The organism is Dyadobacter psychrophilus (assembly GCF_900167945.1).
Taxonomy (GTDB): Bacteria; Bacteroidota; Bacteroidia; order Cytophagales; family Spirosomataceae; genus Dyadobacter; species Dyadobacter psychrophilus.
On the sequence record NZ_FUZA01000010.1, the window covers coordinates 49,238 to 64,917 of the forward strand.

The 15,680-nt window shown below is 45.1% G+C and carries 14 protein-coding genes; 5 read left to right on the plus strand and 9 right to left on the minus strand.

Translation table 11 applies throughout. The features are described from left to right. Positions 1-115 precede the first annotated feature (115 nt). Positions 116-1,168 carry an AI-2E family transporter gene (locus tag B5X68_RS25670; protein ID WP_082217633.1) on the plus strand — a complete coding sequence of 351 codons (1,053 nt, stop codon included), beginning with the start codon at positions 116-118 and terminating at the stop codon, positions 1,166-1,168. A 36-nt stretch (positions 1,169-1,204) separates the two neighbouring features. On the opposite strand, the gene B5X68_RS25675 is transcribed toward B5X68_RS25670, so the two are convergent. The 4 genes from B5X68_RS25675 to pdxR all read right to left on the minus strand — a co-directional run bounded on the left by B5X68_RS25675 (position 1,205) and on the right by pdxR (position 6,206). Then, a complete protein-coding gene (locus B5X68_RS25675) occupies positions 1,205-2,506 on the minus strand; it encodes an ABC1 kinase family protein (RefSeq protein WP_082217634.1) in 1,302 nt (433 codons plus the stop codon). Between the two features lie 3 nt (positions 2,507-2,509). After that, complete coding sequence (locus tag B5X68_RS25680) at positions 2,510-3,199, minus strand: TetR family transcriptional regulator C-terminal domain-containing protein (protein WP_082217635.1); 690 nt, start codon at positions 3,197-3,199, stop codon at positions 2,510-2,512. Positions 3,200-3,331: 132 nt separating this feature from the next. Then, positions 3,332-4,678, minus strand: a complete 1,347-nt coding sequence (locus B5X68_RS25685) for a D-arabinono-1,4-lactone oxidase (protein WP_082217636.1) — start codon at positions 4,676-4,678, stop codon at positions 3,332-3,334. Between the two features lie 46 nt (positions 4,679-4,724). Then, the gene (gene pdxR / locus B5X68_RS25690; protein ID WP_082217637.1) at positions 4,725-6,206 is read right to left on the minus strand and encodes a MocR-like pyridoxine biosynthesis transcription factor PdxR; all 1,482 of its coding nucleotides are present in this window, start codon (positions 6,204-6,206) and stop codon (positions 4,725-4,727) included. Positions 6,207-6,285: 79 nt separating this feature from the next. On the opposite strand from pdxR, the gene B5X68_RS25695 reads away from it, so the two are divergent. Together B5X68_RS25695 and B5X68_RS25700 are read left to right on the plus strand one after the other, a co-directional pair. Next, complete coding sequence (locus B5X68_RS25695) at positions 6,286-8,298, plus strand: TonB-dependent receptor plug domain-containing protein (protein ID WP_229208565.1); 2,013 nt, start codon at positions 6,286-6,288, stop codon at positions 8,296-8,298. A gap of 53 nt (positions 8,299-8,351) precedes the next feature. Then, positions 8,352-9,227 (plus strand): alpha/beta fold hydrolase, encoded by an 876-nt coding sequence (locus B5X68_RS25700; RefSeq protein ID WP_082217639.1) that lies wholly within the window; start codon positions 8,352-8,354, stop codon positions 9,225-9,227. Here B5X68_RS25700 and B5X68_RS25705 read toward each other — a convergent pair. The 5 genes from B5X68_RS25705 to B5X68_RS25725 all read right to left on the minus strand — a co-directional run bounded on the left by B5X68_RS25705 (position 9,208) and on the right by B5X68_RS25725 (position 12,945). After that, positions 9,208-10,197, minus strand: a complete 990-nt coding sequence (locus B5X68_RS25705) for an NAD(P)H-quinone oxidoreductase (protein ID WP_082217640.1) — start codon at positions 10,195-10,197, stop codon at positions 9,208-9,210. The two genes, B5X68_RS25700 and B5X68_RS25705, sit on opposite strands and share 20 nt — an antisense overlap. A 26-nt stretch (positions 10,198-10,223) precedes the next feature. Beyond that, entirely contained in the window at positions 10,224-10,592 is a 369-nt protein-coding gene (locus B5X68_RS25710; protein WP_082217641.1) for a YccF domain-containing protein, read from the minus strand. A gap of 16 nt (positions 10,593-10,608) precedes the next feature. Continuing rightward, positions 10,609-11,217, minus strand: a complete 609-nt coding sequence (locus B5X68_RS25715) for a pseudouridine synthase (protein ID WP_082217642.1) — start codon at positions 11,215-11,217, stop codon at positions 10,609-10,611. After that, positions 11,214-11,804 (minus strand): endonuclease domain-containing protein, encoded by a 591-nt coding sequence (locus B5X68_RS29305; RefSeq protein ID WP_229208566.1) that lies wholly within the window; start codon positions 11,802-11,804, stop codon positions 11,214-11,216. The genes B5X68_RS25715 and B5X68_RS29305 overlap by 4 nt, the downstream gene beginning before the upstream one ends. 73 nt (positions 11,805-11,877) lie before the next feature. Beyond that, positions 11,878-12,945 carry a DUF3500 domain-containing protein gene (locus tag B5X68_RS25725; RefSeq protein WP_229208567.1) on the minus strand — a complete coding sequence of 356 codons (1,068 nt, stop codon included), beginning with the start codon at positions 12,943-12,945 and terminating at the stop codon, positions 11,878-11,880. Positions 12,946-13,107: 162 nt separating this feature from the next. Here B5X68_RS25725 and B5X68_RS25730 point away from each other — a divergent pair, with 162 nt between their 5' ends. Next, positions 13,108-14,451, plus strand: a complete 1,344-nt coding sequence (locus B5X68_RS25730) for a deoxyguanosinetriphosphate triphosphohydrolase (RefSeq protein ID WP_170916726.1) — start codon at positions 13,108-13,110, stop codon at positions 14,449-14,451. Between the two features lie 104 nt (positions 14,452-14,555). Then, positions 14,556-15,680 (plus strand): FIST signal transduction protein, encoded by a 1,125-nt coding sequence (locus tag B5X68_RS25735; protein ID WP_082217644.1) that lies wholly within the window; start codon positions 14,556-14,558, stop codon positions 15,678-15,680.

Here is a 15,680-nt window from a genome sequence, read left to right on the forward strand (position 1 = left end):
TTAACCAGAACAATCTATTTTACATTATATTAGATCGCTAAACATTCAGACCTTGACCACCCCAGCCCCCTTCCACCAAAAACTCGCCTATTCCCTCCTGGCCATTGGCCTGGTAATGCTCGCAATTTACCTGGGGCAAGACATTATCGTCCCTTTGGCGATGGCCGGGTTGATAGCGGTTTTGCTAAGGCCGGTGGAGGCTTGGCTTACGCGGATGGGGATGCACAAGATTTTGGCGATCACATTAGCGGTGTTGCTGACCGTGGTGCTTGTTTCTGGCGTCGCGATCCTGCTTTCTATGCAGCTTTCCGACTTCTCCGATGAATGGCCCAAGCTAAAACGAAACATCAATGAATTTTACCGGGATGCACGGCGATGGATACGGCAGGAATATAGCGTCAGTTATAGTAAACAGGCCGAATATCTTAAAAACGCCCAAGACAAAACGCTCGAAAATTTCCAGGGCGCTGAAACGCTCGGCGTCGTTACCGGCCCTCTGGGAACATTGATCCTGATCCCTATATATGCATTTCTGCTGCTATATTATCGCACAATGCTGCTGCATTTCATGGTCGTATTGTTTGCGGAAGAACACAAACCACGTGTGTTGGAAGTGCTTGGCGAAATAAAATCCATTATTCAAAGCTATATGGTGGGTTTGCTCTTGGAAACAACTGCCGTGGCGGTTCTGAACTCAGTGGGATTGCTGCTTTTGAATGTGCAATATGCCATGCTTTTGGGCATTATGGCCGCCATTCTTAACCTTATCCCTTACATTGGCGGGCTTGTGGCCACAGCTTTGGCCGTTATGGTGACGTTCATCAGCCATCCCGATGCGCATACATTGCTTGGCGTTGTAGGTGTATTTATCGCGGTTCAATTTGTCGATAATAATTTGCTTGTGCCGCTCATTGTGGGTTCCAAAGTGAAGATCAATGCACTGGTTTCGATCGTTGGCGTGTTGGTGGGCGGTGCGCTGGCAGGTTTGTCGGGAATGTTCCTTTCCATCCCGGCTATTGCAATGATGAAAGTGGTTTTCGACCGGATTGACGGGGTCAAACCCTGGGGAATTTTACTGGGTGACCAAACACCGGAACAAGCCAATAATAATCTGTTCAGGCTTGTTAACAAGCGGAAATTCAAAAAGAAAACCGGCGAAGATGCTTAGATCTTCTCCGGTCAACATAATTTGACAATCAATCAATTACACTACAAACTGCTTTGTTTCAACGGTTGCTTTCAAATCGTGCAATAAGCTGAAAAGTCCGAAGAACGTACGGTTGATATAAATGAAGTGTTTGGATCCGCGGTTCACATTCATCTTCCGAAGCTCCTTATCATTGGCATACTTCTCGCCCAGCGCTGCCAGTTTTCCAAAGAATGCTTCATCCGAAAAATCGAAAGTTTCGGATTGGAAAGGCTGCGTTAACAACGAAAGGATCTCTTTGAATAGCTTGGAAAAATAAACCGTTTCCTGCGGCGTATCCTTGCTTGAAAGAATTTCCAATGCTTCCATTCTCGAATAGAAAATTTCCGGGTCATTCAGTTTTTCTGGCTCCGCCAACTCGAAATAAGGCGTGTAAAATGACTCCGGAATTTCCTTAATGCAGCCGAAATCAATGGCGATAAGATTTTCGGCATCATCAACCAGGAAGTTACCCGGATGCGGATCGGCATGCACTTTTCTTAATTGATGAACCTGGAACATATAAAAATCCCAGAGTGCCTGCCCGATCTTATTGGCTAAATGCTGATCCGTATTGGTTTTTGCAAATTCAGACAAGTGCCTGCCTGTCATCCAATCCATGGAAATGACCCTTTCGCAAGATAACTCAGGATAATATTTCGGGAAACGCAAGTTTGGAATATGGGCACAAGCCTCAGCGATTTCCGTGCTTTGTGCTATTTCAAGGTAATAATTGGTCTCTTCGTTAAGCTTGGTTTCCACCTCCTTGAAATACTTATCCGAATCCTTCGCCTGAATGTTGAACATGCTCATGGCAATCGGTTTCACCATCGCCAGGTCGGACGAAATGCTTTCCGCAACACCCGGATACTGGATTTTGACGGCCAGATCTTTTCCATCTTTCGTCGCCTTATGCACTTGACCAATGCTGGCGGCATTGATTGCGTTAGCGTCGAAAGAATCGAAAAGATCCAATGGGGATTTGCCAAAATATTTTCTGAATGTCTTCACAACCAGCGGGGCCGACAACGGCGGAACGGAGAATTGGGACAATGAAAACTTCTCTACGTACGCCTGCGGAAGGAAGTTTTTCTCCATACTCAGCATTTGCGCCACTTTTAAAGCGCTGCCTTTCAGGTTTTTAAGCCCGTCGTAAATATCCTCAGCGTTGTTGGTATTCAAGTTATCCCGCGCCGACTCGGGATTGGTGATCTTCTCACCATAATATTTTAAATAATTACCTCCGATTTTTACACCGGTCGAAATCAATCTGGTTGCACGCTGAATTTTCGAAGTAGGTATGCTGTCAATTGTTTCCATTCCTTACTTCAACTTTTCTTTAATGAGAAATTTACCAAAATCGATCACACTTTCTAGGGGCGTAATATCAATGAGATCAAACGTTGCACGGATTGATTTTTCGATGAAAAGATCTGTTTTTTCAAAGCCGATGGACTCGTCATCCAGCCAGAATTTGAGCGTTACCATAAACTGGATCCACGCGCCTTCTTCCAATGCCTCCTGCTGCGCTTTGCGGATCCGCTCACTTTTCGATTTGAGATAGCCTTCGCTGATCTCGCTGACAAATGTTTTGAACTGGTTTCTGAAATCCTTCAATTTCATCAATCCGGCCAGCCGGTTTTTCTCACTTTTCAGGTCAAAGACCACATAACTCCTGTTGGCCGTAAGTATCTCAAAAATAGTAAAGTAGTAGGTCAAAAGCTTGTCCCTGAACCCAAGCGAGGGCATATCGCCGCTTTGCTCCATAAGCTCAACGGCAAGCTTGTGAAAACTCACAAAAACGCTTTTTTCTATTGCTTCAATCGAAGAGAAATGCTTGTAAAATTCCCTTTCAATAATGCCGTGCCGCTTGCAGAACAAATAAACCGACTCGGGCTTTTTGTTGTGTTCAAGGCAATCGTGCATATATAATTCCGTAATCTTATCTGATGTGATTTCGCGGGCTGCCGCAGGTTGTCCTGCGTCCGGAAGTTCCTTTAATTTTGCTGCCATTATTTTACTTGGTTTACAATGTGTTAATCCACGCTTACAAAACGAATGTTAGTCAGCATAAAATATTCATAGCGGACTATTTAGCAACAAAATAAAGGGCTGTAATCATTCACGAAACCACTTAATAATTTTTCAAACCCGGAAAATATTGAGGTTGAGGAAGTCATTTCTGAATTTGCCTTTCGGGTCCATTTCAATAGCCAATGTTATGAATTCTTCCATTTTGACATAACGCTTTGCAAGCAGGTCCGGAGAGACCGAAAACAGTTTTCCCCAGTGCGGGCGCACTTCATAAGGTGCCAGTTCGCGCTCAATGATCGGCAGCAGCTTGCTTACTGCATCCCATTCCTGTTTCCAGGTAAAGTGAATGGCCACAGAATCCTGCTTGTAACAAGGGCTCATCCAAAAATCGTCCGCTGCAATAGTCCGTATTTCAGAAGTAAGCAAATGCGGACCAACCTGGCTTCCCAGTTTCGAAATGGCCATAATTGCATCCACAGCGTTTTTTCTCGGCACAAAAAATTCCGATTGCAGCTCAACGCCGCTGCTGGGCGTAAAACCCATTTTAAAGTGCGGCATACGCTCGTACCAGGGTCCCGAAACGCCCATTTGTTCTGTGCAGTTTTCAGCAGAAAGTTCAGGGATCGGGTGGAGATTTTTGGTGGCGAGTTTCGCGCCAAAGAATTCTTTTTCAGCTTTCAAAGGTCTCCCGTCTTCTATTTTCTGCTTAACCCAAACCTCCGTAATGTCCTTACTTTGCCAATTTGTGAATAAACTGACGCTATATCCGCTCGACTCTATTTTCTCAAAATTATCTTTCAGTTGATCCAAAGGCAGATTCTCGTAAACAAATTGCCCCATCATAAATGTCGGCTGCACGTCCAGCGTAACCTTTGTAACCACACCCAAAGCGCCGAGGTTAACAACTGCGGCATTGAATTTTTCACCATCATTTTTACGGCTCAATTGCACCACGTCGCCACCAGCAGTCACGATTTCCATAGCCGAAACTGCCGTAGCAAGGTTTCCATTTTTATCCCCCGAACCATGGGTTGCAGTCGCGCAAGCGCCGGCAACTGAGATGTGCGGCAACGACGCGAGGTTATGCAGCGCAAATCCCTTTTTATGCAAATACGGACTCAATTGACCATATTTCATCCCGGAATTGACAGTCACCGTTTTGTTTTTATCGTCCAAAACAATGTGTTCCTCCGCATTCACCAATGAAATAAACTGGTCCTTCGTATCCGCAATGTTATTGAAGCAATGCCGCGTTCCGAGCACTTTCAGTTTGGGATATTTCTTTACAAGCTCCTGAACTTGTCCCAAAGTCTTCGCCTGATCAAGACGCTCTGTGCTGTATTCCAGGTTTCCGGCCCAGTTTTTCAGTTTATCGGCTTTTGCCCAGCCAGTTAATGGTGAAAATAATGGAGCTGTCATTAATGCAGATGAAAGTTTAATAAAGGTTCTCTTATTCATAGTTTGGGAAAGAAAGCAAGGTGAAAACCAGAAGGATATGATTAAATCACAAATTAATTGAATAATTCAGGATTTCAACCGCTGTCCTGATTTCTCCTTCGTCCAGGTTTCCGAATCCAAGCCGCATAGCGCTGAGCTGGCCGGTTTGGAAGAGCAATGTTTGCGGTAAGTGCAGGTTTTGCTTCAAACACGTTTTGCTGAGCCGCATCAGATTGATGTCTTTTCGCCACTCCGTCCAGATCGCCAGCCCGCCGGGAGGTGTTTTGAAATTCAGATATTCGTCAAAATGCGTACGCAGCAATGTATCCAAAAGATCGCGGCGCTGGTGATAAACTTTTTGCGCTTTCTTAATATGCCGCTGAATTTCACCTTCATCCAACAGTTCGCCCAGGGCCTGTTCCATCATCAGATCGCCCTGCCTGTCGATGATCCGGCGGAATTTCCCGAGTTCGGTGATCAGATTTTGCGGCGCAACAATATAGCCGGAACGCAAGCCGGGTGCAAGCGCTTTGCAAAATGAGCCAATGTAAACCACCATTCCGGCCGGATCAGCGCTTGCCAGCGGTAAAACCGGACTGCTGTTGTAATGAAAATCGTAATCGTGATCGTCTTCCAGAATAATGAAGCCGTATTGCACTGAAAGATTGAGCAATTCCATGCGCCGCTCCGCACTCAGCGTGACGGTGGTTGGATAATGATGGTGCGGCGTAATGTACAGCATCCGGATTCGTTTCGTTTCGCACAATTTCCGCACAGCCTCCACAGAAATGCCCTGCTCGTCCACCGGGACAGAGATTATGTTGGCTCCGGCCTGCTGAAAAATCATGTTTGCAACATAGTAACTCAGGTTACCGACAACCACATTATCGCCCTTTTTGAGGAGCAGCATCGAGGCCAGATAAATGCCCATTTGAATGCCGCGCGTGGTGATAATGTTCTCTTTTCCAATGTGCAAACCACGCGTATTGTTCAGATAGTCAGCGAGTTTTGCTCTAAAAAAAGCATTACCTTCCACATGCGAATAGCTGAGCAATTTGCGGTTGTTATTCCTTCTCAAAACGCTGGAATATGCTTTTGCCAGCTTGTCCATAGGGGCCAGCCGCACGTCGGGAAGGCCGTCGGTGAATTCCAACTCCGCTTTTGAAACAGACACTGGTCGGTCCAAAAGCATGCTTTCCTCAAATGCAAATCCTGCTTTCTGAGGATATTTGATAAGATAATCAGCGTTGAAAGGCAACGGATTCGCTGAATTTGCAGGTGATTTTTGGGTGACAAATGTTCCTTTGTTCGGCCTGAGTTCGATCCAGCCTTGCGCATCGAGCTCATTATAAGCCGCAACCACCGTTTTTCTGTGCACCTCCAAAATTTCCGCAAGCGAGCGGGTTCCTGGTAACCTCGCACCCGTATACAACACACCACGCTGGATCGCATTGATCATCTGCCGCGATATTTGCAGGTAAACCGGCGTACTATTTTGCCGGTCAATGGTCACTATACTTTGGAATGGAATTTCAACCGGACTACTCATAAACTTAAAACCGGAGCATATTAACAGTCCGGCAAGATAGTAAGTTTGTCGAAAATAATTTGATTCTGATATCCACGCCATGATGACAACTTGCCTTTCTCTTCTGATCCGGGTTTTGAAAAACCCGGCAATTTTTGCTTCTACAAGTCTTGGACTTTTTAGTTTGTTTGCTCTGTCAAATCCTCTTTTTGCGCAGGATATTTCGCTTGATCCTGTTACTGTCACTTCTTCTCTTATTGAAAAACGTGCTTCTCAAACCGGCCGGAACATTGCCGTCATTAAAGGTGAATATTTTCAGAACCTGCCCGTGCACAGCATTGATGATCTGCTCCGCTATGTGCCAGGCGTGGAAATCCAGGCGCGCGGGCCAATGGGCTCGCAAAGTGACATTGTGCTGCGCGGCGGAACATTCCAGCAAGTGCTCATTATTCTGGATGGGCTAAGGCTGAATGATCCCAATACAGGCCATTTTAATGCATATATCCCCATTTCCCCTTCTGAAATCGAGCGTATTGAAGTTTTAAAAGGCGCTTCTTCGGCTATTTATGGTTCTGATGCCGTAGGAGGTGTAATTCATGTCATTTCCAAAACCTTTGCTGCAAGATTACAATCGGGGAGTGAGGCGGAAAATGTGGAAGAAACCCAAAAAACGAGCGTTAATGCAGCATTGACAGCCGGTGAATATGGTTTGAAAAATGTCAATGTGGGCGCGTTTGTACAAAAAGATAAGCTGGCGGTTTCAGCAGGTTTTTTATCCAATAATGCTTCCGGGGTTCAGCAGCGCGGCATTAAGGGATATTTTCATAACAACACAGCGTCCGTTTCTCTCAACTATGCGCTTTCTCCAAGCCTTAATGTGGCTGTCAGAAGTTCCTACGACCACCGTGATTTCGCTGCCCAAAACTTTTACACGGCCTTGAAATCCGACACGGCGAGTGAAAAGGTAAAAACATCCTGGAATCAAATTAAAATAGGTTATAAAAAAGACAAAACGGCCATTACGCTTGATGGAGGCTATAAATTTGTACGAGACCAATATTTATTCAATCCACATTCAATTGCTAATAATAGCAAATCACAACTATGGCAAGGCTTACTGACCTGGCAACAAACATTCACACAAAGCACGAACCTGATTGCCGGACTTAATTATCAAAACAGGAACATTGCATCCAATGACCGCGGCGACCATTCCCTGAGCCAGCTCGCGCCATTTGTTTCCTTGGTACAAAATATTGGCCCCAATTTCACTGTAACACCTTCTGTAAGATTGGATTGGCGTGAAAGCATTGGCTCAGAAGTGGTGCCGCAGATTAATTTATCCTACAAAAAGGACAATTGGCAACTGCGCGGGAGCGCCGGGAAAACCATCCGGGACGCCGATTTCACCGAAAGGTTTAACAATTATCAAAAAGCATTGGTAACAGGCGGAAATGTAGGTAATCCAGCATTGAAGGCCGAAAAATCATTCAGTTACGAAGCCGGGGCCGACTGGTTTTTGACCAACAGCAGCACAAATCAGTTCAAAGTTTCAGGCACATTCTTCCAAAGATTGCAAAATGATCTGATCGACTACGTTTCAACGCCTTATGCGCAAATGCCGCGTAAAGAGAACCTTTCTCCCACGGGGACATTTGGCTTGGCACTGAACATTGCCGAAGTGAACACAACCGGATTTGAGCTTGATTTACAAACGGTTAACTCACTTTCTACCAATCAAAAGTTGATTTTCAATGCTGGATTAACGTGGCTAAAAAGTGAGAGCAGTAACGCGCAACCTTCTTTTTATGTTTCTTCCCACGCCAAGTTCCTGGGAAACTTTTCTGCGATTTACCAGGTTTCCGGTTTTTCAATCAGCCTAAACGGGTTGTATAAAAAGCGGGCAGCGAGAGAAGCGTCGGCCATTGAGGCGAACATTTCAAAAGATTATTTTTTACTCAATGCCAGGGCCGAATATGCTTTCCTCAATCGCAGTCTGGCCGTATTTGTGCAGGCCGACAACGCATTTGACGTTCAGTACAGCGACTTGCTGGGCTCTAAAATGCCGGGGCGTTGGGCGATGGCAGGTTTGAGATTCAATTTTGCAAAATAGGCAATCTTTATTCCCGGCCAGCCCGTATATTCGAATAGCTTTCTTACATTATTATGCTTCCGAATATCCACATTTCCTGCATTTGCCTGACCATTTATCTGACGGTTCGCTGCGCCGAAATTTTCGGTCAATCTACGTTAAATGGTTCTAACCGACCGTTGGAAAAAGCGTTTGCATCAAATCTGGAGAATGATCATACTTTATCGGCTGGAACGGCGACTACACACGAACGATCATCAACGCCCGACCCCGATAAGATGAACCTGTATTTTTTGAGTGGATTAGGCGCAGATAAGCGTGTTTTTAGCAAATTAGAACTGGACGACCGTTTTGCGGTCCATTATATAGATTGGATTAAACCATTAAAAAAGGAAAGCATTGCAGACTATGCGGGCAGACTGGTTGCTCAAATCGATACAACCCGGCCTTTCCAGCTGGTGGGCCTTTCGTTTGGGGGCATTGTCGCTTCCGAGCTTGCGGAGATAATTCATCCTGAGCAGGTCGTGATCATTTCGAGTACACCAACGGGCGTCCCCATTTCCAGATTTTACCAGGGATTAACTAAATTTTTATTGCTGAGCCCTTTTGCGGGCCCCGTTTTAAAATCTACTAATTCAGTCACTTACAAGTTTTTTGGCGCCGACACACCCGAATTGAAATCGTTGTTAAAATCGGTTTTACATGATACTGACAGTAAATTCATGAAATGGGCTTTGGTAAAAATGGGAAGCTGGAAAAGGAAAGACAAAGTAGAAAACCTTTATCACATTCACGGGACGAATGACAAGCTGATTTCCATCAAACTGGTAAAACCGGATGTTACGATCGACGGCGCAGGCCATTTAATGGTTTACGCGCAGGCAAAACAGATTTCGGATATTTTAAACAAAAAACTGAGCGACAACTGGGTTACGACTCCCAATCATTAACCAAAATAATCTTCCCGATATGGTCGCTCGTTTCCATCAATGCATGTGCTTTGGATGCTTCATGTAAGGGAAACTCAGCTGCTATCACGGTTTTAAATTTTCCGGATTGGATTATTGGCCAGACATTCACAAGAATTTCTTTCGCAAGCGCCGTTTTGAATTCATTATTTCTGTTACGCAATGTGCTTCCAGTGATCGACAGACGTTTTTTCATGATTGCTCCAAAGTCCATTTCGGTGCCTTCGAGCTTACTGCCTTTCATGGTATTGATAAAAACAAGCCTGCCGTCTTCTCTTAATAACCTGATATTTTTTGGAATATAGTCACCTCCTACCATATCCAGAATGACGTCTACTCCCTCCCCTTTAAGCTTTTCTTCAAAGCTTTCTGTTTTGTAATTGATACAAATTTCCGCCCCTAATGCCAAGCAAGCCCTACATTTTTCTTCTGAACCTGCTGTTGTGAAAACCTTCGCCCCAAGTGTACTGGCAAGCTGAATGGCCGTGATCCCTATCCCGCTTGTCCCGCCATGAACAAGGAAATTTTCTCCTTTTTTCAAACAACCACGTTGAAATGCATTATGCCAAACGGTGAAGACTGTTTCGGGTAAAGATGCCGCCTGTACGAAATTAAAGCCATTGGGAACGGGCAGACAATGTCCGGCCTGCGCAACGGCGTATTCTGCGTAACCGCCGCCCACCAGCAATGCACAGACGGCATCGCCTTTCTTCCAGTCGGCAACATTAACCCCAACCTGCTCAATAATTCCGGCAACTTCCAGCCCTGGAATATCTTGCGGCGCCCAGGCAGGTGGCGGATAATTTCCTTTTCGCTGGAAAACGTCCGGGCGGTTGATCCCGGCTGCATAAATTTTGATTAAAACTTCATTATCAGCTGGTTGTGGTGCTTGTCGCTCTTCAACGCGAAGCACTTCCGGGCCGCCGGGCTGCGAGATTACAATGGCTTTCATGTTTTTACTGTCAAATGAAACAACGACTAGTAAATTTCTTTGCCAAAAGGCGTGAAAGACAAACTCATTAGTTTGAAATGTTGCCGCGCAAACGGCAGCCCAATGATGGTGATGGCGAGGATTACACCAAAAACAAGGTGCGTGATTGCGATCCAGATCCCGCCAAGAACAATCCAGATAATGTTAAAAATAGTGGACAAACAACCCGTATTGCCTGGAACCTCACGAACCTGCTGCCCGAAAGGAAACAGTGTAAGTAGTCCGATTTTGAAACATTGCACGCCAAATGGGATACCGATAATGGTCAGACAGAGCGCAAAACCGACAATCATATATTCCAGAAAGACGATAAATCCGCCAAAAATAAGCCAGATAATGTTTCCTATTAGGTTCATTTCGAGATGGTTTTAGTTATTTCCAATTATCAATCTTCAATAACCTAAAAAATTCGTTCTCTTCAATCTCTTTTACACCACCGGCAACCAGGTCGCCTAATTCGAGGTCCTCTATGCTTGTGCGGATGAGTCGTTTGCAGCGATGACCGGCGGTTCGCACCATTTTGCGGATCTGGTGATATTTTCCTTCTGTTAATGTTATTTTCAGCCACGTGTTCGGCACTCCTTTCCAACTTTCACTTGGATGCGGCGGCAATGTTTCCGGCCTCGGAATAATTTCGACTTCACATGGCGACGTTACATATTCGATGCCGCCTTTTATTTGTATCCCAATGCCCGTTCTGAGCTTATGGAGCGTTTCCTCACGCACATGATGCCCCACATTCACCCAGTAAGTCCGCTTATGCGGAACCTCGCCCTGAAATAGCAAATTGGTAACTTTTTTATTAGTAGTAAGGATCAAAAGCCCTTCAGAATGCCCATCCAACCGTCCGATAGCGTGTATCCCTTCTGGAAAATCAAAATCCAAATCCCCCAACAAACCCACATCATCCGGACTCACAAACTGTGAAACCATGTTCGGCGGCTTGTTAATGATGAAATAACGGTGTGGTGTGAGGGTCATTGCGAAATTGAATTAGCAATAAACTTATTGATTAAGTCAATTACAATTTCGATTTCAGAGTAAATTTCTTCATTTCGAAAGCGGATAACCCTAATCTCAAACTCAGCTATTAGTTCTGTCCGCATTCTGTCATATTCCTGGTTTTCTTCCTTGAAATGGATTCCGCCATCTAATTCAATCACAAGTTTCAATTCATGACAATAGAAGTCGACAATAAAGAAGTGAAGTGGGTGCTGTCTTCGGAATTTGGCGCCGAGTTGTTTGTTGCGAAGTCTGGCCCATAGCAATTTTTCAGCTCTGGTTTCATTCTCTCTCAATTGCTTAGCCCTTTCGAAAAGTAACGGAGAGGCACCATAGTGCATCATAGGTGTGAAATTTATAGTGTGTGTAAATGTTTTCATTGTGCTTGTACCCCCGGCCCCTAAAGGGGAGAGCGTGTTGTAAAAGTAGCGAATGTTGCGTTGCTGGTATGGGGTTTGCTCCTGCTCCCGGCCCCCAAAAGGGGAGATCATGTTGTAAAAGTAGTGAATGTTGCGTTTGCTGGTATGCGGTTTGCTCCTGCCCCCGGCCCCTAAAGGGGAGATCATGTTGTAAAAGTAGTGACATGTTACTTACAAGCAGGAACAAGTCCCCTTCAGGGGATTTAGGGGCAAAACGAGCTCAATGCGCCTTCTCGTAATGCCTGCGTAACATATCCTCCCCGAAATCATTAACCATATCCCTTACAACAGAATGAATGTGGTTTCCGCCGTTTTGGGTGTTGTCGAATTCGATGAGGAAGGTGGGGCCGTGAATGCGGTAGTAATGGCCGTGACCTGATCCGATGACGTTTTTTTGGTCACCCATCCAGGCGAAATGTATTCTTTCAAGGCCACTTTTTTCCAGTTCCGACCATTGCTGATTTTTCAAAGTCACGTGGTACCGCTGCAAATACGACATAATCAGCTTTTTGAAGACCGCCTTTTGTGATGCGGTCAATTCGGCCATTGGAATGCCTTGCATTTGCTCCAATAATGCTTTTCTGGAATTGGCCGTGAACATTTCGTTGGGCGCAGCACTTCCTATGACGGCCTTTTCCAGTTGTTTTTCATTCAGTGATTGCAATAATTCAAATGCGAAATCCTCTTCATTCTTCAAAATCCGCAAACCTTTCTGCGGAACATCTGCCATAACATTACCCGGATTACTGCCCATAAAACTCGGGGTATAAGTGATTTGCCCTTTGATAGATGAAAAATGCAGCGACAAATGATGCCCCTCAACCCGCCAACCCCATGGATCGCCACCCGGCTCTCCGAAAACCAGAAAAGCAAAGTTTTCAGGATCGCGGTAAGTGTCGTTGGCAGGCCGCGTTTCAACAACCCTTAGCACATTTTCCAGATCAATGATCTGTTCTGCTTTGGTGTAACCCTCCTGGCTCAAAACCAGCCTGATCATATCCATAGCCACTTTTCGCTGAGCCGCGCTCATGGTTTTGAACGTGATTCCCTTCCGTTTCCGTGGTGTGAAATTCCAGTCGAAACGTGCGGGATCATCGTACGGGAGTTTGGTTTCTTCCAGTTGTTCTGCCGAAAGTGATTTCAGGAATGTGGCGGCTGCTACCGACATTTGTTTGGCCAGTTTTTCATCCTTTACGACGTTTTCTATTACAATGGTTTCAGCAGCCTGAGAAGTGCTGAAAATGAGGATATTGACCAAAAATGCAGTTAGCAACATTACCTTTTTCATATATATCCAATTTGAAATTTCCTATTCATAGATGTTTAAATCAAAAGCTCAACGATCTTCGAAACTACCAATGATGAATGGCCAGCCATCGCGAATGAGATGCCTGTTATTCCTTAATTAATGGAAAGGGATTAGTTTTGCCGGCAATTAAATTCTTAAATAATGAAGTGGGAGAAATTACTTTCAGCAAAACGGTGGGGCAGTGAAGACAAATATAATGCCGATCCGGCTGAGGCACGATCAGAGTTCCAGCGCGATTACGACCGGTTAATTTTCTCCTCTCCATTTAGAAGACTCCAAAACAAGACGCAGGTTTTTCCGCTTCCAGGAAGCGTATTCGTACATAACCGGCTCACACACAGCCTGGAAGTTGCCAGTGTGGGAAAATCTTTGGGAAGGATTTTTTATAACAAGCTTAAAAAGGAAGATCCCAATATTGACGACCAATTACCGCTGATCAGTGAGATTGGGAACATTGTTTCAGCCGCGTGCCTGGCGCACGATCTGGGCAATCCTGCATTTGGACACTCAGGCGAGGCCGCAATCTCACATTACTTTACCGATGATGCAGGTTTGAGATATCGGGACAAGGTCACCGAATCGCAATGGGCCGATCTGACGCATTTTGAAGGGAATGCTAATGCATTTCGCATTCTCACGCACCCTTATGCGGGCAAGGGCTACGGAAGTTTTGCACTCACCTACTCCACGCTTGCGGCCATTGCGAAATATCCCTGCGAGTCGATTGCGGGACATAATAAATCAAAAATTTACACCAAAAAATATGGGTTTTTTCAATCTGAGCAGGCTGGTTTTCAAAAGATTGCAGCAGATCTCGAATTGGATATGGTTACGGATTCTCCGCTGGTTTATAAGCGCCATCCGCTGGTTTACCTGGTCGAGGCGGCGGACGATATTTGTTACAACATTATCGATCTCGAAGATGCGCACCGATTGAAAATATTGTCTTATAGCGAAGTCGAAACATTGTTGTTACGACTTTGCAATGACCCTAATATGCCCGCGAGATTGACGGAAATTGATGATGAAGACGCCAAAATCAGTTTATTAAGGGCGAAATCCATCAGCACATTAATTTTCCAATGTTCAGAACTGTTTTATAATGAGCAGGAAGCCATTCTCAATGGCGACTTCAACTCCGGCCTGATTGACGCAATTCCTGAGCCTTACCGATCTGTGATGAAGGATATTGTGAAGATTTCAGTTAATAAAATCTACAATTATTCTTCCGTTGTCCAGATCGAAGTGGCCGGTTATAAAGTGATGGGTGGTTTACTGGAAGAATTTGTTCCCGCATACCTTAATAATAATTCTCACTACACACGAAAATTAGTTGATCTGATCCCAAAACAATTTATCACCTCCAAAACAGATGATTATGCCAAAATTCAGACGGTTTTGGACTTTGTGTCAGGAATGACGGATTTGTATGCCGTAGAATTATTCAGAAAAATCAAGGGAATTTCGTTCCCGTCGCTATCATAGCGAATCTTACTATTATATATTTTTTGGTTACATGTAAAATTAATTCGTCTGTCAAAAGTTTTCTGTAAATTGTTGATCAAATTCATGAGCCCGATCAATCATTTATGGAAATCAAACAATTGGTGTATACCAATGACGCTTCTAACATTACATTTCCGTTTATTCCTCAATTATTTTTTGTCTTTGGAAACCGAGAACTTCTTGAAAAAAGCAGTGTAATTGCCGAATTGGCAGCGCTTTATCCTGAGTCTTTATTTTCCGGCTGCTCCACAGCCGGCGAAATCTCAAACGTCTCTGTGAAAGACAACACCATCATTATCACCGGCATCCGGTTTGATGATACAACCGTAAAAAGTTCAAAAGTTGCCTTGGAAGACATCCAGTTCAGCAGCATCGAAGCTGGAAAGAAACTGGTTTCCCAATTGCCAAAAGAAGGCCTGAAACACGTTTTTGTAGTTTCCGACGGACTTAAAGTGAACGGCACAGATCTCGTAAAAGGCATGGCCGAAGGGCTTGGTTCCGAAGTTTCGCTCACAGGCGGACTTGCAGGTGACGGATCGCAGTTTACCAGGACCGTGATCATTGAGCCGGACGGAAAAATCGCCAGCGAAACGGTGGCTGCGATCGGATTTTATGGTGAAAACCTTACGATCGGTTTTGGGTCGCGTGGCGGCTGGGACAGCTTCGGGCTTGACAGGCTTGTGACGAAATCCAAAGAAAATATATTGTTTGAAATTGACGGCGAGCCGGCGCTGGATCTCTATAAATCATTCCTTGGCGACAAGGCCAAAGAACTGCCCGCTTCAGGGCTGCTTTTCCCACTCAGCATGCGGGATAGTGAAGACCGCGCTCCTGTTGTGCGGACGATTCTTGGCATAAATGAAGATGAAAAAAGCCTCACTTTCGCAGGTGACATTCCCGAGGGATCATTTGTCCGCTTGATGAAAGCAAATAATGACAGGCTCATTAACGGCGCCGAAGAAGCTGCGCAGGCTGCTTCGGAAGGACTCAAAAACAGCCCGGATTTTGCCATTCTGGTAAGTTGTGTGGGCAGGAAACTTGTGCTTAAACAAATGGTGGAAGAAGAGGTTGAATGCGTATCCGATGTGCTGGACAGCCCCGTTATCACCGGATTTTACTCCTACGGGGAGCTGGCGCCATTCGACCGCAATTCGCTGTGCGAGCTGCATAATCAAACCATGACCGTTACAACTTTCAGAGAATATTAG